Annotated in this window: 21 protein-coding genes; 9 read left to right on the plus strand and 12 right to left on the minus strand. The window is 72.4% G+C overall.

The window, feature by feature from the left end; genetic code table 11:
* The 6 genes from FK268_RS05225 to FK268_RS24930 all read right to left on the minus strand — a co-directional run.
* Window positions 1–432, minus strand: a 432-nt coding sequence (locus tag FK268_RS05225) for an alpha/beta hydrolase (protein ID WP_368732149.1), incomplete at its 3' end; no start/stop codon positions are given.
* Window positions 419–1,414: a CgeB family protein gene (locus tag FK268_RS05230; protein ID WP_146431932.1), complete on the minus strand. Its 996-nt coding sequence runs from the start codon at window positions 1,412–1,414 to the stop codon at window positions 419–421. The genes FK268_RS05225 and FK268_RS05230, both read right to left, overlap by 14 nt.
* Window positions 1,411–2,619, minus strand: coding sequence for a lipopolysaccharide biosynthesis protein (locus tag FK268_RS05235; protein WP_231706943.1), 1,209 nt, complete (start codon window positions 2,617–2,619; stop codon window positions 1,411–1,413). Before FK268_RS05235 ends, FK268_RS05230 begins: the two co-directional genes overlap by 4 nt.
* A gap of 29 nt (window positions 2,620–2,648) precedes the next feature.
* Window positions 2,649–3,788, minus strand: a complete 1,140-nt coding sequence (locus tag FK268_RS05240; RefSeq protein WP_158636047.1) for a glycosyltransferase — start codon at window positions 3,786–3,788, stop codon at window positions 2,649–2,651.
* Window positions 3,785–4,849, minus strand: coding sequence for a glycosyltransferase family 4 protein (locus FK268_RS05245; RefSeq protein ID WP_231706944.1), 1,065 nt, complete (start codon window positions 4,847–4,849; stop codon window positions 3,785–3,787). The genes FK268_RS05240 and FK268_RS05245 overlap by 4 nt, the downstream gene beginning before the upstream one ends.
* Window positions 4,846–5,799 (minus strand): amino acid--[acyl-carrier-protein] ligase, encoded by a 954-nt coding sequence (locus FK268_RS24930; RefSeq protein WP_146431938.1) that lies wholly within the window; start codon window positions 5,797–5,799, stop codon window positions 4,846–4,848. The genes FK268_RS05245 and FK268_RS24930 overlap by 4 nt, the downstream gene beginning before the upstream one ends.
* A 141-nt stretch (window positions 5,800–5,940) precedes the next feature.
* On the opposite strand from FK268_RS24930, the gene FK268_RS05255 reads away from it, so the two are divergent.
* From FK268_RS05255 to FK268_RS05265, 3 genes are read left to right on the plus strand one after another with little or no spacing between them, the layout of a single operon-like run.
* Window positions 5,941–6,177 carry an acyl carrier protein gene (locus FK268_RS05255; protein ID WP_193560258.1) on the plus strand — a complete coding sequence of 79 codons (237 nt, stop codon included), beginning with the start codon at window positions 5,941–5,943 and terminating at the stop codon, window positions 6,175–6,177.
* A 4-nt stretch (window positions 6,178–6,181) separates the two neighbouring features.
* On the plus strand, window positions 6,182–7,291 hold the full coding sequence (locus tag FK268_RS05260; RefSeq protein ID WP_146431942.1) for a glycosyltransferase: 1,110 nt from the start codon (window positions 6,182–6,184) through the stop codon (window positions 7,289–7,291).
* Complete coding sequence (locus FK268_RS05265) at window positions 7,288–7,662, plus strand: holo-ACP synthase (RefSeq protein WP_146431944.1); 375 nt, start codon at window positions 7,288–7,290, stop codon at window positions 7,660–7,662. Before FK268_RS05260 ends, FK268_RS05265 begins: the two co-directional genes overlap by 4 nt.
* Here the strand turns inward: FK268_RS05265 and FK268_RS05270 are convergent.
* Window positions 7,659–9,029 (minus strand): sugar transferase, encoded by a 1,371-nt coding sequence (locus FK268_RS05270; protein ID WP_231706945.1) that lies wholly within the window; start codon window positions 9,027–9,029, stop codon window positions 7,659–7,661. The two genes, FK268_RS05265 and FK268_RS05270, sit on opposite strands and share 4 nt — an antisense overlap.
* Window positions 9,030–9,137: 108 nt before the next feature.
* Between FK268_RS05270 and FK268_RS05275 the strand changes: the two genes are divergently transcribed.
* Window positions 9,138–10,556 (plus strand): non-ribosomal peptide synthetase domain-containing protein, encoded by a 1,419-nt coding sequence (locus FK268_RS05275; RefSeq protein WP_146431946.1) that lies wholly within the window; start codon window positions 9,138–9,140, stop codon window positions 10,554–10,556.
* A 60-nt stretch (window positions 10,557–10,616) separates the two neighbouring features.
* Window positions 10,617–11,480, plus strand: coding sequence for a class I SAM-dependent methyltransferase (locus FK268_RS05280; RefSeq protein ID WP_146431947.1), 864 nt, complete (start codon window positions 10,617–10,619; stop codon window positions 11,478–11,480).
* A 13-nt stretch (window positions 11,481–11,493) separates the two neighbouring features.
* On the opposite strand, the gene FK268_RS05285 is transcribed toward FK268_RS05280, so the two are convergent.
* From FK268_RS05285 to FK268_RS05300, 4 genes are all read right to left on the minus strand, one after another.
* Complete coding sequence (locus FK268_RS05285; RefSeq protein WP_146431949.1) at window positions 11,494–12,105, minus strand: LGFP repeat-containing protein; 612 nt, start codon at window positions 12,103–12,105, stop codon at window positions 11,494–11,496.
* Window positions 12,106–12,167: 62 nt separating this feature from the next.
* Window positions 12,168–12,935 carry a thioesterase family protein gene (locus FK268_RS05290; protein ID WP_146431951.1) on the minus strand — a complete coding sequence of 256 codons (768 nt, stop codon included), beginning with the start codon at window positions 12,933–12,935 and terminating at the stop codon, window positions 12,168–12,170.
* Between the two features lie 138 nt (window positions 12,936–13,073).
* Window positions 13,074–15,293, minus strand: a complete 2,220-nt coding sequence (katG, locus tag FK268_RS05295) for a catalase/peroxidase HPI (protein ID WP_146431953.1) — start codon at window positions 15,291–15,293, stop codon at window positions 13,074–13,076.
* A 177-nt stretch (window positions 15,294–15,470) separates the two neighbouring features.
* Window positions 15,471–16,763 carry a serine hydrolase gene (locus FK268_RS05300; RefSeq protein WP_231706946.1) on the minus strand — a complete coding sequence of 431 codons (1,293 nt, stop codon included), beginning with the start codon at window positions 16,761–16,763 and terminating at the stop codon, window positions 15,471–15,473.
* Window positions 16,764–16,791: 28 nt separating this feature from the next.
* Here FK268_RS05300 and FK268_RS05305 point away from each other — a divergent pair, with 28 nt between their 5' ends.
* Both FK268_RS05305 and FK268_RS05310 read left to right on the plus strand, forming a co-directional pair.
* Window positions 16,792–17,496 (plus strand): lysoplasmalogenase, encoded by a 705-nt coding sequence (locus FK268_RS05305; protein ID WP_146431955.1) that lies wholly within the window; start codon window positions 16,792–16,794, stop codon window positions 17,494–17,496.
* A gap of 34 nt (window positions 17,497–17,530) precedes the next feature.
* The gene (locus FK268_RS05310) at window positions 17,531–18,358 is read left to right on the plus strand and encodes a MerR family transcriptional regulator (RefSeq protein ID WP_146431957.1); all 828 of its coding nucleotides are present in this window, start codon (window positions 17,531–17,533) and stop codon (window positions 18,356–18,358) included.
* 3 nt (window positions 18,359–18,361) lie between these two features.
* Here FK268_RS05310 and FK268_RS05315 read toward each other — a convergent pair whose 3' ends face one another.
* Window positions 18,362–19,303, minus strand: a complete 942-nt coding sequence (locus tag FK268_RS05315) for a DUF808 domain-containing protein (protein ID WP_146431959.1) — start codon at window positions 19,301–19,303, stop codon at window positions 18,362–18,364.
* 157 nt (window positions 19,304–19,460) lie between these two features.
* On the opposite strand from FK268_RS05315, the gene FK268_RS05320 reads away from it, so the two are divergent.
* Window positions 19,461–21,698 carry an NADP-dependent isocitrate dehydrogenase gene (locus FK268_RS05320; protein WP_146431961.1) on the plus strand — a complete coding sequence of 746 codons (2,238 nt, stop codon included), beginning with the start codon at window positions 19,461–19,463 and terminating at the stop codon, window positions 21,696–21,698.
* A 104-nt stretch (window positions 21,699–21,802) separates the two neighbouring features.
* Entirely contained in the window at window positions 21,803–22,780 is a 978-nt protein-coding gene (locus FK268_RS05325; protein WP_146431963.1) for an alpha/beta hydrolase family protein, read from the plus strand.
* The last annotated feature ends 20 nt before the right edge of the window (window positions 22,781–22,800 follow it).

Here is a 22,800-nt window from a genome sequence, read left to right on the forward strand (position 1 = left end):
GAAGGCCCGCCCGCCGATCGGGTCCCACAGCACCGCGGCGGGCGGCGTGAGGCCCGCGGCTCCCGCGAGGGCGGCGCCCACCCGCAGGGCCACCACCGCCGGTGCTCCCAGCCCGAGTCCGCGCAGGTAGTCGTCGGCGTGCCGGACCGAGGCGATCCAGTCCCGGGCCGCGTCGGCGTCGCCCGAGGGCCCCGACGAATCGCCCGTGCCCCGGTAGTCGAAGCGGAGCACGGCGAGCCCCTCCGCGGCGAGCGACGCGGCGAGGCGGCGCAGCCCGCGCAGCACGTCGTACTGCTCCTTCGCGAGCGGCGGGACGAGCAGTACGGTGCCGCGGACACGCCGCGACCCGGGCACGTGCAGCGCGCCGTACAGGGGCGCGCCGACGGGGCCGAAGTAGGTCCGCAGTTCCTGGGGAGCGTCAGTCGAGGGCATCGATGATCTCCCGGGCGCGGTCCTCGTAGGTGTGGTGGCCACGGGTGATCCTCGCGTGTCCGGCGGCGGCGATCCTCCGCGCGCCGGCGGGATCGGCCCGCACCCGCTCGACGATGTCGTCGATCTCTGCGGGGTCGTCGAAGAGGAGGGCCTCCCGGCCGTCGGCCAGCAGCTCCGCGTGTTCGACGGTGCGCGGCCCCACGAACAGCCCGCCCGCCGCCGGGACCTCGAAGGTCCGGCAGGTGTGCGTGTCGCGGTTGTCGGAGTTGAGCAGCACCAGGTTCGCATCGACAGCGCCGATCGCCGCGGAGAGCGCCACGCCGTACTGCGGGCCGCGGACCGTCGCGCGGCTGCGCAGGAGCGCCGGCCGGCGCCGCCAGCCGGGGCCGGCGAGGTAGAAGTCGCGGCCCCAGCTGTGCGCCAGGCCGGTGATCAGGGCGGTGCGGTCCGGCCGGGCGTTCCCGACGAATCCGACGGCGTACCGCCGGCTCGACCGGGGCGCGATCGGACGGTGCCAGTCGGGGTCGTAGGCGCTGCGCACGAAGATCACCCGCCGCGCGCCGCGGGCGGACAGCTCGGGCACGTTGTGCGCCTTGGTCGTCACGATCGCGTCCCAGCCGGGTTCGGCCGCGAGGTACTCGGGGGTGACGTTGACCGGGTTCGCGACGTCGTCGGCGCTGTAGTGCACACGTCGGCCCGCCGGCAGCGTGAGCAGGCGTTCCTGGTCGAGGTGCACGGCGGTGTAGCAGAACAGCAGGTCGGCGCCGGGGTGCGCTTCCAACTGCCGGTGCACCGCGTCGACGGTGCCGGGAGCGCGCCGGCCCGTCCGTTTGGCGTACCACCATGCGGCGCCGCCGCGCCGGGGCAGCGTGACCGCGGTCGTGTCGACCACCGCCACCTCGTGCCCGGCGCGCCGGAAGCCCTCGGCGAGCGAGCGCGCGTTGCTGCCGTACCAGTCGTCGCCGGCGAACAGGATCCTCATGCCGCGCCCCCCGCAGCCGGGTCCGCCGTGACCTCCAGACGGCGGGCGCGCAGCACGGAGAAGGCCGCGGCGGCGGTCTGCGCGGCGACGATCCCGATCACCACGGTGTGCGGGTCCCGGGTGCGCAGCGCCGCCGCGAGCGCGACGCCGATCGTCGCGGCACCGACGACCCCGGCCAGGAGCACGCCCCGCGCATCGCCCAGCACCGGGAGGACCGCCGTCGCGACGAAGGAGGCGATCGCGAGGCCGGGCAGCGCCCAGGCCTGGATCTGCAGCAGGGGGACGGCACCGTCGTACTCGGCGCCGAAGAGCAGCGGCACGACCCACGGCGCGAGGGCCGTCGCGGCCGCGGCGAGGCCCGCCGCACCGAGGCCGACCAGGACGATGCCGCGCCGCGCCGTCGACCAGAAGGCGTCCCGGTCGCGCCGCGCGAGCCGGGGAAGCAGGCTGACACCGACCGCGTCGAGCAGCGAACCCGCGGCCTGCACGGGCCGATCGCTGGCACTGAAGAGGCCCAGGGAGTGCGGTGTCAGCGCAGGGGAGAAGACCGACGCCGCCGACGGGCCGTAGGTCGACGACAGCAGGCGCGCCGTCAGGACCGGTCCGCCCGTCCGCAGGAGGGCGCCCGGCGCCCCCGGGCGCGCGGGAAGCCCGTGCTCGCGCACCGTCCGCGCCCACGACCAGCCGATCGCGACCAGGCTCCCGGCGAGGAGGCAGGCCATCGCCGCCTCGGGCGTGCGCACGTACGGCAGCGCGACGAGGAGCAGCACGAGGTAGACCACGCGGCCCGCGGTCTGCTGCACGACGACGGCGCCGAACCGGCCCGAGCCCAGCAGCACCCAGTCGTCGCCGCAGGCGCTCACCGAGCCCACCACCAGTCCCACCGCGCCGAGTTCGACCACGCGCGGCACCGGCACCACCAGGGTGAGCAGGAAGAGCGCCGTGAAGGCCGCGAGGGCCGCGGCACGCAGCCCGGCGTAGTCGCCGCGCAGGCGAGCCAGGCCCGGCTGCTCGGCACGGGCGGCGACGAAGGCCGTGATGCCGAGGTCGGTGCAGAGCGCCCCGAGGAAGTACGTCGACATCGCGACCGCGAGCAGGCCCATCCCGGCGGGGCCGAGGACCCGCGCACAGAGGGGGATCGTGACGAGAGTGATCGCGTACTGCCCGTATCTGCCCGCGGAGACGAGCGCGACGTCCCGAGCCACCGCCGCGCCTCCCCGCAGCCGCGCCGGGCTCATCGTCCGTCCCGCGCCACCCGGGCCAGCAGGGAGTCCGCGATCGCCGCGGAGGTCTTCAGGTCCAGGTCTCGGCCGCGCTGGAGGGCCGCCGCGCTGAGCTGTTCGCGCAGCTCCCAGTCGGCGATCACCGCGTCGAGGGCCACGGCCAGGAGGTCGGGCCGGCGCGGGGGCACCAGGAGGCCGTTCTCGCCGTCGACGATGAGTTCGGTGGGCCCGCCCGCCCGTGCCGCCACGACGACCCGGCCGGCGGCCATGGCCTCGGCGACGACCTGCCCGAAGGGCTCGGTGAGCCGCGAGTAGTGCACCACCACGTCGGCGTCCGCGGTCGCGGCCAGGGGATCGGCGACGTGCCCGGTGAAGGTGACGCGGTGCGCGATGTCCAACCGCTCCGCGAGCTCCTCGAGGTCCGCGAGGTACTGGTCGTCGCCGTCGAAATGGGTGCCGCCCACGAACTGCACCTCGGGCGTCGCCTCCATCTGCGCCAACGCGCGCAGCAGAAGATCCTGGCCCTTCCACGGAGTGATCCGCCCGACCATCGCGATCTTCACGTTCTTCGGGGCGCGCTGCGGCGCGGGGGCCGGGACCGCTCCCAGGTCGACGCCCGGGTGGCACACCGCCGTCGGGCTGCCACCCGTGGAGATGGTGCGCAACGTGCCCCGCGAATTGGCGAGGTAGCCGGAGGCGGCCACCCGGCCGAGCAGGCGCAGGGGGAACCGGGCGCGGCCGAAGTACTCGGCGCTCACGCGGTCGTGCACCTGCCAGACCAGGGGAATGCCGGTACGGCGCGCGGCGACGGCGCCCACGAGAAGCGTCTTCGTCGACTCCGCGACCACGACGTCGGCGTCGTGCGCGAGCAGGAGCGGCGCCAGCCGGCGCCCGTCGCGGTAGAGGCCGACGGCCCCGCGCAGCAGTGCCCACGGGCCGGAGTCCCGTCGCACCTTCGGGGGACGGCCGGGGACGACGGTGACCGGGACCTCGGCGGCCTCGAGCACGTCGGTCAGGGGGCCGGGTGCGAGGAGCACGACGGAGGCGGAGACGCCCCGGCGGCGCAGTTCGGCGGCGAGCCGGGCGAAAGCCAGTTCGGCACCCGACGGCGCCGCGGTGTGCCCGAGGAAGACCGGACGGCGCGCGCTCACGCGGCGACCGCCCGGTACAGGGCGGCGTGCCGCCCCGCCGCGACGTCCCAGGAGAAGCGTCCGGCGTGCGCGCGACAGGCCTCGGGAGCGGGACGGGCCCCGTCCAGAGCCGTGGCCAGACGGTGCGCGAGCGCCTCCGCATCGCCCGCGGGAACCACCAGGTCGGGCGCCAGATCGCGGACCGCGTCGGGCAGCCCTCCGATGTCCGTGACCACCGGCGCGCGTCCCGAGGCGAGCGACTCCAGCGCGACGAGCCCGAAGCCCTCCCATGCCTGCGAAGGGACGACGGTGACGCTCGAAGCGGCGTACCTGCGCGCCAACTCGGCGTCGTCGACGGATCCCACGAAGGTCACAGTATCGGTGATGCCCAGATCCGTCGCGCGTCGCCGCAGTGCGTCCCGCTCGGCGCCGTCGCCCACCACGTCCAGCCGGGCGTCGGGACGGCGCGCCAGCACCGCGGGCCAGGCGGACAGCAGCACGTCGATGCCCATGCGTCGTTCGAGCCGCCGGACGCACAGGACGCGCGGCGGACCGTCGGGGACGGGGCTCGCCGTGAAGCGCTCCAGGTCGACCCCGGGCGGGATGATCGCGACCCTGCTCCGGTCCGCGCCGTACCGCTCGACGAGGACGTCCGCGAACGCGGGGGAGAGCACGACGAGGCGGTCGGATCCGCAATAGCGGGCACGTTCGACGAGCGCTTTGAGCGCGACGGCCGCGCGGCCCTCGCCGGCGGCGGCGCTCTCCTGCGCCCAGGGCCCGTGGAAGTGGGTGACCAGGGACGCGCGCCGCGGAGCGGGACCGAAGAGGGCGAAATGCCGGTCGAGGACGTCGGTGCCCTCGGGCGGTGTTCGACGGGACGCGCGCACCCTGGTGAGCGTGGAGCCCGCGTCGGGGCCCCAGGACGTGCCACCGGCCTCCGGTTCGCCGAAGGCCGCCGCGCTGGTCGCCACGTCAGTACGCCGCCGCAGCGCCGCGAACAGGTCGGCGAAGTAGCGGGGGAGCCCGCCGGGGGAGCTACCCGGCCAGGTGGTCCCGGTCAGGTGGACGCGGACGTCCGTCACAGCTGGGCGGAGACGGATCCGGGCCAGGTCGCGCGGTCGAGGCCGTGCGTGGCGAGCAGCGCCAGGGCGATCCGTTCGATGCCGAAGCCGAGGCACGCGCTGTGCGCCGGTGCGCCGTCCACGGTGGTGATGTCGAAGTGCACACCGAAATGATCCCGGTGGTAGTTGCTGGAGGCGACGGCGACCCCCGGGGCGTCCTCGCCGTAGAGCGGGACGAGGAGCTCGGTCTTGAGGTTCTCCGCCGACTGGTTCGCGGCCAGCATCCGGCCGGCGCGACCGAAGAACGGGTCGGTCGCGGGCGTCTGCCGGACGGTGAGCCCCAGGTCGGTCAGCAGGTCCGCGGCGCGGGCCACCCACGTGTCCCGGTGCGCGACCGCGGCGCGGTCCGAGCCGACGCGCACGATCTCGCGCATGCGGAAGGACTGCATCCGGGCCGGATCCGCGGACGGCTCGCGGCGGAAGCAGTGGCCGGAGACGTCGATCCATGCACCGTCGCGCTGCAGCTGGCCCGTGAGCGTGGGGTACACGCTGTGGCAGGCCGACGGGACCAGCGCCACCTCACTGGCGTGGAAGTGTCCGCCCCAGTCGTGGCCGGCGTTGCGGCCCGCCAGGAGCAGGCGGTGCTCCGCATCGCCGCCCGTGTACGTGGAGACCGCCGCGGCGAGCTGGGGGAAGGAGACGATGTAGTCGGTGCGATCGAGGTACTCGCGCGGCATGACCGGCGGGAAGGACAGCACCGTGGCGGCGCCGCCGTGCACGTCGCGCACCGTGGCGCCGATGAGTGCGTCGACCGCGGCGGTCAGCTCGGCGAAGGCGGCACCCTGGCCGTACACGCCGTCGACTCCCGACGGGATGAGAAGACCGGCGTCGAAGAGCGACGCGCGGAACTCCTCCTGGCGCTCGTGCAGGTCAGTAAAGTCGATCGCACGTGCTGCTGCGGCCTGCGTCATCGGTCTCTTCTCCGTGGCTTGAACCGTTGTCACCGCAACACGATACCAGGATAGGGTGTACGGCGGCGCGCCGGACATCGTGAATGCAAAACCGAGTCCGGGCCGCGCAGAGACAGTGCGCGGTGCAGGTGGGGAGGCGTGATGGACGAGGAGATCCGCTCGATCGTGGCGACGCACGGCCGTGTGACCAGGCCGATCGCCGAAATTGCAGGTGGTGACGATCTGTATGCGTTGGGGTTGACTTCTCACGCGGCGGTGAATGTGATGCTCGCCATCGAAGACAGATTCATGATCGAGTTCCCAGACTCGGCAATGACCAAGAACACATTCAACACGTTGGATTCCATCGCGGCGACGGTCCGCGCCCTCGTCGGCTGACCCGATGGCGCGCATCGCGGTGGTCCACGAGCGGTGGACCGAACAGGGCGGTTCCGAGAACGTCGCGCGGGCACTCGTCGACAGCTGGGCGGGCAGTCGCCTGCACGTGGCCTTCGCCGATCCGCGCGCGGTACCCGACGACCTCCGGGACCGGATCGCGGTGACCGGGCTCGATGCCCTGCACCGCGCGCTCGGCCGGCGTTCGCACGCGCCGCTGATCCCGCTCGCCCCCGCGGCGTGGCGACGGCACCGCCCCGACCCCGGCGCGGACGCCGTCGTGATCAGCCACCATGCGATGGCGGTCTCCGCGGCGCGGGCGTGGGCCGGCGCAGCGCCGGTGATCGCCTACGTGCACTCGCCCGCGCGCTGGGCCTGGATGCCGGAACTGCGGTCGGGCGAGGCCTTCGGCGTGGCGGGGCGCCTCGCACTCGGCGCGCTCGCCGCGCAGGCGCGGGCCGTCGAGACCGCGGCGGTCCCGCACCTCGACGTCGTGATCGCCAACTCGACGGCCGTCGCGGACCGGATCGAGCGCTGGTGGGGCGTACCGGCGCGGGTGATCGCGCCGCCCGTCGACGTCGCGCGGTTCACGCCCGACGGTGCCGCACCCGGCGACTACTTCCTCGTCGCGGGCCGCCTCGTGCCCTACCGGCGTCTCGATCTCGCCGTCCGCGCCGCGCACCGCGCGGGCGTGCGGCTCGTCGTGGCGGGCGACGGACGGCACGGCGAGGCGCTGCGCCGGATCGCCGGCGCCGGGACGACCTTCCTGGGGCGCGTCTCCGACGCCGCGATGGTGCGGTTGCAGCGCGAGGCGATCGCCACCGTCATGCCGGGCGAGGAGGATTTCGGCATCGTCCCCGTCGAGGCCATGGCCGCGGGCACGCCCGTCCTGGCCCGCGCCGCGGGTGGGGCGCTCGACACCGTCGTTCCCGGGCTGTCCGGTGTGCTCGTGCCCGACCTCGACGACGAGCCCTTCGTCGAGGCGCTCGCCGCCGCGATGCGCGCGCTGCGGCCAGGGGACTTCGATCCGGTCGCGCTCCGGACGCACGCGGAGAGCTTCTCCGTGCCGGCCTTCGAGCGGCGGATGCGCGCCGTGGTCGAGGAGGCGGTGCGGTGAACCGGGTGGGCATCGACGCCACGGAGATCGCCGACATCGAGGACTCGATCGCGCGGTTCGGCGCGCGCTTCACCGAGCGGGTGTTCACGGCGCGCGAGCGCGCGGACTGTGCGGGCGATCCCCGTCGCCTCGCCGCGCGGTGGGCCGCGAAGGAGGCTGCGCTCAAGGCGCTGCGCCTCGGGCCCGATGTTCCGACCCCGCCCCGCGAGATCGAGGTGCTCAGCACGCCCCACGGCCCGCGCCTGGCGCTGCACGGGGGCCTCGCCGCCCGCGCCCGCGAACAGGGCTGGGCCGGGGCCGAGGTCTCACTGACCCACACGGACCGGTGCGCCGCCGCGGTCGTGTTGGCGGAGGTGGCGGGCGGTAACTAGCGCCCACCGCGTCCGAAGAGCACCGTGCCGACGGAGATCAGCAGGATCTTCGTGTCCAGCCAGAGGCTCCAGTTCTCGATGTAGTAGTTGTCGTACGAGGCCCGGTCGCGGATGTCGGTGTCGCCGCGCAGCCCGTGGATCGCCGCCCACCCGGTGAGCCCGACCATGACGCGGTGCCGAGACTGGTACGCCGGGATCTCGGCCCCGAAGCGGCTCGCGAAGTGCGGTCGTTCGGGCCGTGGGCCCACGACGGACATGTCGCCGCGTACAACGTTCCACAGCTGCGGCAGCTCGTCGATGGAGTGGCGTCGCAGGAACCGCCCGAGCCGCGTTGTCCGCAGGGACTCGTCGGTCCAGTCGCGGTCGGACTCCTCATCGGGCACGGGGCGCATGGTCCGGAACTTGTAGAGGGAGAACAGGCGGCCCTCCTGGCCGACGCGGGTTTGCCGGAACAGGACGGGGGCGTGCGGTTCCTGGACCTTGATGGCGATCGCCACGAGGAGCAGCAGCGGGGAGAGCAGGACGAGCCCGGCGAGCGACGTGGCGAGGGAGGTGACGCGCTTGACCCGCCAATGGCTGGTGCGCAGGGCCAGCCGCCGCACGAGGACCAGCGGCGTCGTGTGGATCCGGTCCATGTCGCGGTCCTGGTGCACGAACTCGTACAGCCGGGGCACCACGTAGATCTCGCAGTCGAGGGTGTCGCAGTCGCGCAGCGGCTCGACCAGGGTCGAGTCGCGATCCCTGGAGAAGGCCACGATCACGGTGTCGATCGATCGCGCGCGGATCAGGCCCGCGAGGTCCCGGTGGCGAGGGATGACCTCCACCGGGAAGGCGGTCGCGTCGAGCGGATCGTCGTCCATCACCAGTACCGGCCGGAGCCCGTACTCGGGGAACTCGAACATCGAGCTCACGAGTTCGCCCGCGACCTTGCCGCCGCCGATGACCAGCGTCCGTGCGCCGCGTTCGGGGTGGCGGGCCCGGTGGCGGCGGACCGCGGCGTAGTAGGCCACGCGCAGCGCGAACAGCAGGCCCCAGCAGGCCGCGGCCTGGACGAGGCGGGAGTGGTCGTCGGACCACACGGTGATCACGCCGATCGGGGCGATGAGCCAGCCGGCGATCGCCAGCTGGGGCGCGGAGTCGAGCGCGCTCAGCGTGATCCGGGTGCGGTATAGCCCGAACAGGTAGAAGACGCTGACCGTCAGTGCGCCGCCCGCCACGGCCTGCAGCGCGAGGATCCAGACGGAGTCCGTCGTGGCGCTGGTCGCCGCGACGAAGGCCGCGACGATGAGGAAATCGAAGAGTGCGAGGGTCCACGAGTGGGTGCGCATACGGCGGCCGCTGCCGGCCGGTGCACCGCTCGTGGTCATGTGCTCCTCGGATTTCCGATGTCGTTCCGTCGCTCGAATATAGGACACCGCCCGGATGGGCTGACAACCGCCGCAGTCCCCGGCGGCGGCGCGCGTAGGGTGAGCGACGTGCAGCCACTTCCGTCGCAGGTCGCGATGCTGCAGCTCGCCGCGCAGCACGCCGGCGCCCGCGCGCTCGTGATCGACGCGTCCTGGCGCACTGCACAGCCCATCGACACCGCGGCGATCGTGCGTGCGGCGACGCAGGCGCTGGCCGAGGTCGAGGCCGCGGGGGTGGGGGCGATCATCGGCGACGGGGTCCGGTTCGTTCCGGCGGACCGTGCTCCCGTCACCGTCGAGGACTTCGCCAGCGGGGACGCGTACCGGGCGTGGCGCGGGGAGGGCACCCTCCTACTCGACGGGGGCCCGCTCGTGCGGGTGGCCGTCGTGACCCTCGGCACCGACCACTGCGTGCGTGTGCTCGCCCATCACGCCGTCCTCGACGGCTTCGCCGTGACCCGTCTGTTCCGGCGGATCGTCGAGCGCCTCGACGCCGAAGCCGCCGGCGCGCCGCTGCCGTACGCGCGCTGCGGAGATCTCGCCGCCCTCGCCGCCGCCGCGCCGTCGCTGCGGCCGCCGGACCCGCTGTTCTGGTCCGCCGCGACCGAGGATCTCGGGGCGCCGGGGCACGAGATCGCGTTCACCGTCCGCCCGGCGCCTCCCGCGGATCATCCGCTCCAGCACCGGGTGACGTTCTCCGCGCCGACGGCGGTTCATCGCCGCTCGTGGCCGGGCGAGGCCGCCGCGGTGGTGGCCGCCTACACCGCCCGGCACCTCGGGACGGAGACCGCGAGCGTCGGCGTGATCGCGAACCTGCGCCGCACCGACCTGGAGCGGGCCACGCCGGTCCAATGGATGGCCGCCGTCCCCACCCGGCTCGACGTGCCCGCCGACGCGACGCCCGCCGCACTCGCGGCCGATCTGTACCGGTGGCTCGGCGCCGCGGCCGAACGTATCGCGACGGGCGAGCGGCCGGAGCAGCTCGCGACCGCCGTCCCGGCGGCATGGCGTGCGGGGAGGTTGTTCGGTCCGATCGTCAACATCCTCCCGGACGTCGGGGTGCCCGGGTGGACGCTCGACGTCGCCGCCTGGGGGCCGGTCAGCGACTGCTTGTTCTCGGTGCATCCCGTGGGGGAGGGGGAGTTCGTCGTCGACGGGGTCTTCCACCCCGACCTGTACGACGCGGCGGGGGCCGCGGCGCACGTGCAGGCGGTGGCCGGCGCGCTGGCCGCGGCCCTGGCCGCTCCCGACGAGCCGCTCCCACCGATCCCCGCGCGCGCGGTGGACCCGGATCGCGTCGCGGTGCCGGGCGGGTGGATCGTGCCCGGCCGTGTGCGGGCCGCTCTCGCGGCCGCCGGCTTCCCGGACGAGCGGGTGGAGCTGCTCACCGAGGCGCCGGTCACCGTCGTCCTCCGCGGCGTCGAACCGGAGGAACTGCCGCGAGCGCGCGCGGTGCTGCCTCCCGGGGTGCGCGTCCGCCGGGCCTGAGAATTGCCGGAACGGCACGAGGAATTGCCACGGCGCCCGTGGCCGGTACACCGTGGACGCATGACCGATCACACGCACGGGCACGCACATCAGCACTCCCACCCGGATTGGGCGGCCCTCGCGGCCGAGCTCGAGGCGGAGGGAACGACGCTGCTGCCCTACGTCGCGCAGGCGCTCGAGGACATCGCGGCGCGCATCCCGGCGCCCGGGACGATCGTCGACGTCGGGGCCGGCCCCGGCGTTCATACCGCGGCGATCGCGGACCGGTTCCCGGCGGCCAGGGTGATCGCCGTCGACGGTTCGCCGTACCTGCTGGACCGGGCACGGGAGCGCGCGGCGGCGTCGGGGCGCACCGTCGAAGCGCTGCGGGCGGACCTGCCGTCGGGCTTGGGCGAGCTGCCCACGGCCGATGTCATCTGGACGGCGCAGACGGTGCACCATCTCGGCGACCAGTCCGCCGCGATCGCGGCACTGGCCGACCGCCTGCATCCCGGCGGCGTGCTCGCGGTGGCCGAGGGCGGACTGCCCTCACGGTTCCTCCCGCGCGACATCGGGATCGGCCGCCCCGGGTTCGCCGAGCGTCTCGACGCTCTGTTGTCACAGGGATTCGGTGAGATGCGCGCCGCGCTGGACGGCACCGTCGACATCCCGGAGGATTGGTCGTCGATGCTGCGTGCGGCGGGCCTGCGGGACGTTCGGGCCCGGACCTACCTGGTCGATCGGCCGGCGCCGCTCGACGATGCCGCGCGGGCCGCGGTCGCGTCCACGCTGGGCCGCTACCTGCGTATGGCCGACCGGCTCGACCCGGACGATGCCGAGGTCCTGCGCCGCCTCACGGACCCCGCGAGCCCGCACGACGTGCGACGCCGCCCCGATGTCTTCGTGCTGGCCGCACGAACGGTGTTCATCGGGACGGCGTCGTGACCGTCGGTGCGGACTAGGAGACCGTGGCCTTGCCGTCGGCGAAGGTGATCGTGCCGTGCTGGAAGGTCTGCTTGATCGCGCCCCCGCCCTCGGCGGTCTCGTCGCTCGTCGGGTAGCCGAGCTTGCCGGTCTCGTGGCCGATTTCGCCCCACTTGTCGCCGATCACGCCGTGCACGACGTGCGCTCCGGTGGCCTCCGACCAGTAGATCGTGCCGCCCTTGAGGGTGAGGAACTTGCCCTTGTGGTCGGGGAGCGGCGCGACAGGGCCGAGCGGGGCGCCGAGGTGGCCCTTGTCGTAGCCGTACTTGGCGTACTCCGCGAGGATCGGTGCGTCGGTGATGGTGACCTCGGTCCCGCCCGCGCTTCGCAGCGTGGTCGACGGCACCGCGGGCTTGGCCTCGGAGCCGTGGCCCGCGCCGGCCGCGTTGCTCGCCGCGGAACCCGCGGCCGAGGTGGCCTGCCCGGCGGCGTTGCCCGCTGCCGAGGTCGCGGCCGCACCGGCGCTGCCCGCTGCGGAGGTGGCGGAGTCCGCCGCATCCTTCGCCTTGTCACAGGCGGAGAGACCGGTGGTGAGGATTGCGGCGGCGGCTACTGCACCGAGCGTCCGTGTGATCCGAGTATTCATCTGAGCTCCCTTCGACAGGGTGAATTGAACGCTCGGAATGTAACCACACTATCGAGTTGTTTTCAGCGTGGACGCACGGTTTGGATCTGATCCACTGTGCCGCACGGGCCGTCGATGTCGTGAATGACCGAATGCGTCAGACCTGCGCCATCGGGCCCCGTCGAGACGCGCGTGTCGAAGCCGACCGCGCCGCCGACGGGATCGCGGAACAGGTGCGCCGTCAGATCGAGGTTGGGGTAGGCGACGTCCTCGGGGGAGAAGCGCGGCGTCATCCCGTTCGCGATGTCGAAGAATCGGGCGGCCCGGGCGACGGAGCCGCTGGGCTCATCGAGCAGGTCGACGTCCGTCTCCACCCAGTACGCGGCACGACCGGGACGATTCTCCTCGCGGCGCGCGCGGACCGAGGCGATGTAGCCGCCGGGCCAGACGGCGCTCGGATCGTACGCCGGCATCCGCTCCGCGGACGGGATCGGATCGAGCTCGCTCCCGGCGATCGCGGAGGTGTCGCGGCGATCGAGCAGCCAGGCGCGCAGGATCAGGCCCGCCCGGCCGCCGTGGCTCAGGACGGCCTCGACGAGCTCGATGGTCCGGCCCGGGCGCACCACGCGCACGTCGACCTCGACGGTGTCCATGGGCAGGGTGCCGAGGATGTCGTACGACAGCCGTGCGACCCGCAGACCGTCGTCGCGGCGGGCGTCCCGGTCCTGTTCGACGGCGTGTGCGAGGAGCGCCATCGGCGGGGCGATGTGCTGTTCCGCGGTGTTCCAGCCGCCGGAGACGTGCTCGGTGGGGCGGAAGGTCGTGGCGGAGACCCGGTCGAAGTACGGCATGCGAGTGAGCGTACGCCTGCGACCGGCGCGTATCGCACTCAGGGTTAATCACTGATAACTCAAATACGGCGCGGATACGAGCGCGCCCCGCACACCGGAAAGAGTGTGCGGGGCGCGGTGCCGGCCGGAGGAAGAGGATCAGGCCTTCACATCGAACCGGTCTGCGTTCGCGAGCTTCGTCCACGCGGCGACGAAATCCTGCACGAACTTCTCGCCGGCGTCGGAGGCGCCGTACACCTCGGCGATGCCGCGGAGGATGGAGTTCGAGCCGAAGACGAGGTCGGCGCGGGTGGCCGTCCACTTCTTCTCGCCGGTGGCGCGATCGGTGCCCACGTAGGTGGAGTCGTCGTCGGACGACGGCGCCCACTTGGTCGACATGTCGAGCAGGTTCACGAACCAGTCGTTGCTCAGCGTGCCGACGCGGTCGGTGAAGACACCGGCCTCCGAGCCGCCGTAGTTGTTGCCCAGCACGCGGAGGCCACCGATGAGCACGGTCATCTCCGGCGCGGTGAGGCCCAGCAGGTTCGCCTTCTCCACCAGGAGGTACTCGGCCGGCATAGGCGCGCCCTTGGCGACGTAGTTGCGGAAGGCGTCGAACCGCGGCTCGAGCACCGCGAAGGACTCGACGTCGGTGTCCGCCTGGGTCGCGTCGGTGCGGCCCGGGGTGAACGGGATCGTCACGTCGACGCCCGCGGCCTTCGCGGCCTGTGCCACGCCCGCGTTGCCGGCGAGCACCACGACGTCGGCGAAGGAGACCTTCTTGCCCGACTCGGCGTTGAACGCCTCGACCACGCCCTCGAGCGTCCGGATCACCTGCGCGAGCTCGTCGGGCTCGTTGACCTCCCAGCCCACCTGCGGCTGCAGGCGCAGGCGGCCGCCGTTGGCGCCGCCGCGCTTGTCGGTGCGGCGGAACGAGGAGAACGCCGCCCACGCGGTCTTCACGAGCTGCGCCGTGGTGAGGCCGGTGGCCAGGATCCGCGCCGTGATGGCGTCGGCGTCGGCCGCGTCGATCGGCGTGCCCTCGGCCGCGGGGATCGGGTCCTGCCAGAGGTGCTCGGTCTTGGGGACGAGCGGGCCCACGTAGCGCGAGGTGGGGCCCATGTCGCGGTGGAGCAGCTTGAACCAGGCCTTGGCGAAGGCGTCGGCGAGCTCCTGCGGGTTGTCGAGCCACCGCTTGGTGATCGCGCCGTAGATCGGGTCGAAGCGCATCGAGAGGTCGGTGGTCAGCATCGACGGGTGGGTCTTGCCCGTACCGAAGGCCTCGGGAACAGAGTTCGCCCAGCCGCCGTCCTTCGGGCGCCACTGGCTCGCGCCCGCGGGGCTCTGGAAGAGCTCCCACTCGTTGCCGTAGAGGATCTCGAGGAAGCTGTTGTCCCACTTGGTCGGCGTGTGCGTCCAGATGACCTCGAGGCCGCTGGTGACCGCGTCCGCGCCGACGCCGGTGCCGTTGCCACCCTTCCAGCCCAGGCCCTGCTGCTCGATGGGGGAGGCCTCCGGCTCGGGGCCGTTCTCGACGGGACCCGCACCGTGCGTCTTGCCGAAGGTGTGGCCGCCGACGATGAGCGCTGCGGTCTCCTCGTCGTTCATCGCCATGCGGCCGAAGGTCTCGCGGATGTCGTCCGCGGCGGCCAGGAAGTCCGGCACGCCCTCGGGGCCCTCGGGGTTGACGTAGATCAGGCCCATGTGGGTGGCGCCGAGCGGCTGGTCGAGCTCGCGCTTGCCGGAGAACCGCCCGTCGGAGCCGAGCCAGGTGTGCTCGGGGCCCCAGTAGACGTCCTCGGGCTCGGCGACGTCCGCGCGGCCGAAGGCGAAGCCCTCGGTGGTGAAGCCCATGTCCTCCAGGGCGACGTTGCCCGCGAAGACGATCAGGTCGGCCCACGACAGCTTGCGGCCGTACTTCTGCTTCACCGGCCACAGCAGGCGGCGGGCCTTGTCCAGCGAGACGTTGTCGGGCCAGCTGTTGAGCGGAGCGAAGCGCTGCAGGCCCGCGCCGCCACCGCCGCGGCCGTCGGTGGTGCGGTAGGTGCCGGCCGAGTGCCAGGCCATGCGGATGAACAGCGGGCCGTAGTGGCCGAAGTCCGCGGGCCACCAGTCCTGCGAGTCCCGCATGACGGCCACGACGTCGGCGCGCACCGCGTCCACGTCCAGGGTCGCGACCTCGGCGGCGTAGTCGAAGTCGGCACCCAGCGGGTCACCCTCGGCGGGGTTGTTCGCGAGCACCTTCAGGTTGACCTCGTCGGGCCACCAGTCGCGGTTGCCGCCACCGGCGACCGGCGGGCGCAGCGACCCGTGGGCGACGGGGCAGCCCCCGCTGCCGCTCGTCTGTTCCTGGGGGGAGGTGGTCTGATCCTCGGACACGGTGTTCCTCTCGATGCGGAGAATTGTGTACGGCTGTGACAGCTGTGCGGTCCGGGCTGTCGGGCCGCGCACGACCCACCATACGTGCGCGCAGCGCCGGATTCCAGCTTTTCTGGAATTATTCAAGATATTCGCGAAAGTGCTGGTGGATAGCCCTATCGAACCGTTAGGCGGGGCCTATCGAAGGGTCTTTCCGTGCGCGCCGAACTCCCGGGCGATCGCGTCCAGAAGGGCGGGGTAGCGCTTCGCCTCGGGGTGCGAGCCGGGCTTGCCGCTGGACACCACCGCCGCCGCGAGGTCCCGTTCGGGGTCGGCCCACATCGCGATCTCCGTCAGCCCCGTGTGCCCGAAGGCCTGAGCCGCCTGCAGTCCGAACGGGCCGAACCGCCGCGACCCGAGCATGTAGCCCGTGCCCCAGCGCAGCGGCGCGCCGCCGGTGGCGAAGTCCGGTCGTAGGCGTCGGGCCTGCCGGGTGGCGGCCGCGAGCGTCTCCGGTCGCAGTACCCGCACCCCGTCGAGCTCTCCGCCGCGGCGGAGGATCTCGGCGAACCGCGACAGTTCGTCCGCGTTCGAGACCAGGTTCGACGAGGGCACGATCCCGGTCAGGAACTGCGGAGAGTTCGACATCGGGACGATCTGCTGCATGGTGCCGCCCACCACCTTCCGGAAGGCGGCCTCGATCGCGGGAGGTGCGGGTCTACCGGTCGCGTAGCTCAGCCCGACGCTGTCCACCTCCTCCGGCGCGACGCCGAAGTTGGTCCAGCGGAAGCCCAGGGGATCGAGGATCTCGGTCGCGGCGATCTCCCGGATTGTCCGCCCGGTGGCGGCCAGGACGAGCTCGCGGACGAGGGGTCCCCAGGTGAGCGCGTGGTAGAAGTGGAGCCGGCCCGGGGAGTAGACCGGCTTGATGTTCGCCAGCATCTCGCGCGTGTAGGCGCTCTCCTCGGAGCGCTTCAGGTCGGGCCGGGGCCCGGTGTTGATCGGGATGCCGGCGCTGTGGGTCAGCACGTGCCGCACCGTGATCCGATCCTTGCCGTCCGAGACGAACTCCGGCATGTAGTCGCACACGTGCGCGTCCAGTGACAGGTCCCCGCGCTCGATCAGGCGGTGCAGCACCGTGACCGCCACGCCCTTCGCCGTGGAGTACGTGCAGAACGGGGTGGCGACGGTGACCGGGACCGGCGCGGGCGCGTCGTCTCGGTTCGACGGCAGGTCGGGACCGTTGCCGCGCGCGTGACCGATCGCCCGGTTCAGCACGACCCGGCCGCCCTGGCGCACGCACACCTGGATCGCGGGCTGCATCCCGGCGGCGTACCACGAGCGCGCGGCGAGCCAGACCCGTTCCACAGCACGCCGATCCACGTCGGAGTGGTCCTCGGTACCGATGTCGGTCACGGCGTCGAGGTCGAGGGGGACCCGGATGCGGCCCTCGTCCGGCTTCGGTCCGGCGTGCACGGTGTCGCTGCTCACGGGACGAGCCTACGGATAGATTGGCGCGGTGACTCGTGCCAGCGCCGTCCTCAAGCTCGCGTACGCGGCCGTCGCCGCCGTCGACACCACGTTGTCGGCGTCCGCGAAGCCCTCGCACCATCGCACCCGGCGGTTCACCAAGCCGCTCCTGCTGCCGATCCTGGCCGCATCGTTCGTGACCGACCCCCGGGCCCGGCGCTCGCCGCTACGACGCTCCACCCTCGCGGGCCAGGCCGCGGGCTGGGTCGGCGACGTCGCGCTGCTCGGCGATGAGCCGACGCACTTCGCGTGCGGCGCGAGCGCCTTCGCCACCGGGCACGCCGCCTACATCAGCGGGCTGCTGGCCCAGCGCGATCCGGACGCCACCCTGGTGAAGCCGGCTGCGGTGGCCGCGGCGTGGGCCGTGGGTGCGCCGCGGACGCTGATCGCCGCGTACCGGACCGCACCGGCGCTCGCCCCCGTGCTCGCCGGCTACTCCGCCGTGCTCAGCGGTACCGCCGCCGCGGCGACGGTGCTCGGCCCCCAGGTCCCCGCCGACGCCCGCCGCGCGATCCTCGCCGGGGCCGGCCTGTTCCTGCTCAGCGACTCCATCCTGGGCATGCGCAAGTTCGTGCTCACCGATCCGCCCGCCTGGATGGAGGGCGCCGTCATGGCGACCTACACGGGCGCCCAGTTCCTCCTCGCGGAGGGTGCCGCACGCGCAGGCGCGCAGCCGTCCGACGCCGGGGCTTGATCCTCACACCGTGTCAGGAGGCAGGGTGGGGCCCGTGACCGACACCCCGGATCTCATGCCGATCGGCAGGTTCTCCTCACTGAGCCGGATCAGCGTGCGCATGCTGCGCCACTACGACGCCCACGGCGTCCTCGTGCCCGCGGCGGTCGACGCGCTGACCGGGCACCGCCGGTACGACGGAACGCAGCTGACCGATGCCGCCGCGATCCGCCGGCTGCGCGACGTGGGATTCGGCGTGTCCGCCATCGGAGCCCTGCTGGCGGTCCGCGGCACCCCGGCGTTCGACGATGCCCTGCGCGCGCAGCGGCTCGAGCTCGCCGCGGCCGCCGACGACGCCGCGGCGCGGCTCCGCCTCATCGACACCCTCATCCAGGAGCCCACCATGACCGAGATCGCCTCCGAGATCGACCTTCCCGCCCGCACGATCGTCGCGCTGCGCGGCGTCGTCCCCGATTACGCGGGGGAAGGGCGGCTGTGGGAACGCTTCCTCCCCGCCCTCGAGCAACAGGGCATCGCGATGACGGGGCCGGGCGGCTGCATCGAGCACGACGACGAGTTCCGCGAATCCGATGTGGACGAATCCGTCTTCGTCGAGGCGCCGCCCGGGACCGTCGTCGCGGCTCCGCTGGCCGTCATCGACGCTCCGGCCACCCGGGCCGTCGAAGCGGTGGTCATCGGGCCCTACGCAGAGGCGATCCCGCGTGCGCACGAACTCATCGGTCAGTACGCCGCGGCGCACGGCCTGACCCTCGCGCGGACCATCGACGATCCTGCGACGCACCACTTCAACGTCTATCTCGACGACCCGCGGACCGTGCCCGAGCCCGAGCTGCGGACCCGTGTCGTCGTGCCCGTGCGGTAGCGCTCAGTGCGCCGCGGGGGCGCCTCGGAGCCTGCCGATCAGACCCACGACGAGCAGGACGACCGCGCCCACCGCGAGCCCGAAGACGGCCGAACCGGCGGTGTTGACGAGCCAGCCGACGACGCCGCCGAAGGAGCCGGTGGCGTCGTGCGCCGCCTCCTCGAGGTGGTGCACCACGCCGTACGGACCAGGGACGCCGAGCTCGTCGAGCCCGACGAGCAGGATGTGCCCGCCGACCCAGCACATGGCGACGATGCCGATGTTCGCCAGCGTGCTCAGGACGATCGGCATCGCCTTGACCATCGCGGTGCCGACCTTGCGGCTGAACTCGGACGGACGCTGCGCGAGGGCGAGACCCACATCGTCCATCTTCACGATGAGGCCCACGACGCCGTAGACCAGCGCGGTGATGACGATCGCGACCACGACGAGGATGAGCGCGCGGGCCCACAGCGCCTCGCTCGCCACTTCGTTGAGCGCGATCACCATGATCTCGGCCGAGAGGATGAAGTCCGTGCGGATCGCGCCGCTGACCACGACGTCCTCGTCGACGGCCTGGCCGGTGCCCGACTCCGCGGCCTCCTCGTGACCGGCGATCTTCTCCCAGATCTTCTCGGCGCCCTCGTAGCAGAGGTAGGTGCCTCCCAGCATGAGGATCGGCGTGAGCGCCCACGGTGCGAGCCAGCTCAGCAGCAGGATCGCGGGGAGGATGAAGACCAGCTTGTTGCGGAGCGAGCCCTTCGCGATCCGCGCCACGATGCGGAGCTCGCGCTCGGGCTTGATGCCCTGCACGTAGCGGGGCGTCACGGCCGTGTCGTCGACGACGACGCCCGCCGCCTTCACGCTCGCGCGCCCGGCCGCGGCGGCCACGTCGTCGACCGACGCCGCCGCGAGGCGCGCGAGTGCGGCGATGTCGTCGAGTAGAGCAGCGAGTCCTCCGGCCATGGCGACAGCGTAAACGGGACGGGCGCGCCCCGTTTGCCGGACTGCCGTCGCGGGCCGTCGCCGTGGGGGAGGATAATGGAGGAACCGTTACATGGAGACAGACAGAGCAGTTCGTACAGAGTCGACCGACCAAGACATTCGGGAGAAGCAAACACACATGAGTGCGCAGCAGCAGACCATCATCTACACGCTGACCGACGAGGCCCCACTTCTGGCCACCGCGTCGTTCCTGCCGATCATCCGCGCCTTCGCCGGGCCCGCCGGCATCGACGTGCAGACGAGCGACATCTCCGTCGCCGCGCGCATTCTGGCCACCTTCCCCGAGCGCCTGACCGACGAGCAGAAGGTGCCCGACAACCTGGCCGCCCTCGGCGAGCTGACCCAGGACCCGGCTGCGAACATCATCAAGCTCCCGAACATCAGCGCCTCGGTCCCGCAGCTGCTCGCCGCGATCGCGGAGCTCCAGAGCAAGGGCTACGACATCCCCGATCTGCCCTCGGAGCCCAAGACCGACGAGGAGCGCGACATCGCGACCCGCTACTCGACGATCCTCGGCAGCGCCGTGAACCCCGTGCTGCGCCAAGGCAACTCCGATCGCCGCGCTCCGCGCGCCGTGAAGGAGTACGCACGCAAGAACCCGCACAGCATGGGCGAGTGGTCGATGGCCTCGCGCAGCCACGTCGCGCACATGAAGCACGGCGACTTCTACCACGGCGAGAAGTCCACGACGCTCGATCGCGAGCGCGACCTGCGCATGGAGCTCGTCACCGCGGACGGCCAGACCCATGTGCTCAAGCAGAGCGTCAAGCTCGGCGCGGGTGACGTCATGGACTCGATGTTCATGAGCAAGAAGGCCCTGCTCGACTTCTACGAGGAGCAGATGCAGGACGCCTACGAGACCGGCGTCATGTTCTCGCTGCACGTCAAGGCCACGATGATGAAGGTCTCGCACCCCATCGTCTTCGGTCACGCGGTCAAGGTCTTCTACAAGGACGCCTTCGCCAAGCATCAGGAGCTCTTCGACGAGCTCGGGGTGAACGTCAACAACGGCCTCGGCGACCTGTACGACAAGATCGCGACTCTCCCGGCGTCCAAGCACGAGGAGATCGTCAAGGACCTGCACGCGTGCCACGAGCACCGGCCGGAGCTGGCGATGGTCGACTCGGCCCGTGGCATCTCCAACTTCCACTCGCCGTCGGACGTCATCGTCGACGCCTCGATGCCCGCGATGATCCGCGCCGGCGGCAAGATGTACGGTGCCGACGGCCGCCCCAAGGACACCAAGGCCGTGATGCCGGAGTCCACCTTCGCCCGCATCTATCAGGAGATCATCAACTTCTGTAAGACCAACGGCGCCTTCGATCCGCGCACCATGGGCACCGTCCCGAACGTCGGCCTCATGGCGCAGAAGGCCGAGGAGTACGGCAGCCACGACAAGACCTTCGAGGTCCCCGCCGCGGGCACCGCAAACATCGTGGACAACGCCACGGGCGAGGTCATCCTCTCGCAGGAGGTCGAGGCCGGCGACATCTGGCGCATGTGCACCGTCAAGGACGCGCCGATCCGCGACTGGGTCAAGCTGGCGGTCAACCGCGCCCGCAACTCCGGTATGCCCGTGCTGTTCTGGCTGGATCCGTACCGTCCGCACGAGAACGAGCTCATCAAGGCGGTCAAGGCCGAGCTGAAGAACTACGACACCGAGGGCCTCGACATCCAGATCATGTCGCAGGTGCGCGCCATGCGCTACACCCTCGAGCGGGCCATGCGCGGTCTCGACACCATCGCCGCGACGGGCAACATCCTGCGCGACTACCTCACCGACCTGTTCCCGATCCTCGAGCTCGGCACCTCGGCCAAGATGCTCTCGATCGTCCCCCTCATGGCGGGCGGCGGCATGTACGAGACCGGCGCCGGCGGCTCGGCGCCCAAGCACGTCAAGCAGCTCACGGAGGAGAACCACCTCCGCTGGGATTCGCTCGGCGAGTTCCTCGCGCTCGCGGTCAGCCTCGAGGACGTGGGCATCAAGAACGAGAACGCGGCCGCGAAGGTCCTGGCCACCACCCTCGATGCCGCGACGGGCAAGCTGCTCGAGAACAACAAGGCCCCGTCGCGCAGCACCGGCGAGCTCGACAACCGCGGTAGCCAGTTCTACCTCGCCCTGTACTGGGCGCAGGAGCTGGCGGCGCAGACCGAGAACCCGGAGCTGGCGGCGAAGTTCGCGCCGCTGGCGAAGGCTCTCACCGAGCACGAGGCCACCATCGTGGAGGAGCTGCGCGCGGTGCAGGGCGAGCCCGCCGACATCGGCGGCTACTACTACCCGGATCCCGAGAAGATGGCGAAGGTGATGCGCCCGAGCGCCACCTTCAACGCGGACCTGGAGTCGCTCGACTCCTGATCGACCGGAGGGAACGGGCATCGTCGACCCACGTCGACGGTGCCCGTTCCGTGTCTGCGCCCGGAGGACGTTCCGGGCGTTCCCGACCCCGTAGTGTCGACCGCATGCGTAGTCACGACGTCTCCTGGCAGGTCGACGGCATCGCGGTGCACGGGACCGTCGGGCTGCCCGACGGCCCGGGCCCGTTCCCCGGAGTCGTCCTCGTCGCCGGCAGTGGCCCCACGGACCGCGACTGGAACTCGCCCCTTCTCCCGGGATCGAACGGCAGCGGGCGGTTGCTCGCCGAGGCGCTCGCAGCGGCCGGGTTCGCGACGGTCCGCTACGACAAGAGGGCGTCCGGCCCCCACGTCCGCGAGGTCATGCCGGTGCTGATCGGCCGGATGAGCATGCGCAGTCACCTCGACGAGCTCGACGGCGCGGTGGCCGCGCTCGCGGGGCGGCCGGAGGTCGATGCCACGCGGATGGTCGGCCTCGGCAACAGCGAGGGCACCCTGCACCTGATGAACCGTGCGCTCGCGCGGACGGTTCCGCGGTTCGCGGGACTGGTGCTGACGGGTGCGCCGGGACGTTCCGTCGGGGCGGTGGCGCGCACCCAGATCGGGGCGCAGGTCGCGGGGCTCGCGGACGGCGAGGCGATTCTGCGCGCCTACGACGAGGCCGTCGCCCGGTTCCGCGACGGCGAGCCCGCGCGGCCGGACCCGGCACTGCCCGAGGGCATCCGGACGCTCGTCGAATCCCTCGAAACCCCCGCGAACCTGCTCTTCGCGCGGGAGCTGTGGTCCGCCGACGGCGCCGCCCTGCTCGCCGGGCTCGACCTGCCGGTGCTCGTGGTCATCGGCGGCAAGGACGTCCAGGTCGACCCCGTGCTCGACGGTGGGCCGCTCGAGCGTGCCGCCGTGGGGCGCGACGTGCGCTTCGCCTACCCCGCGGACGCCGACCATGTGCTCAAGCACGAGAACGCGTCCCGCGCCGACCTCGTACCGGGTGTGGTCGCGGGGGCGTACAACGCCGAGGGGCGGGAGTTGGACGCCGAGGCCGTGGCGTCGATCGTGGGCTGGCTCCGCGAGCGCCTCGCGAAGTGATCGCGCCGGGCGCCGCCCGG

The organism is Tsukamurella sputi (assembly GCF_007858445.1).
Classification (GTDB): Bacteria; Actinomycetota; Actinomycetes; order Mycobacteriales; family Mycobacteriaceae; genus Tsukamurella; species Tsukamurella sputi.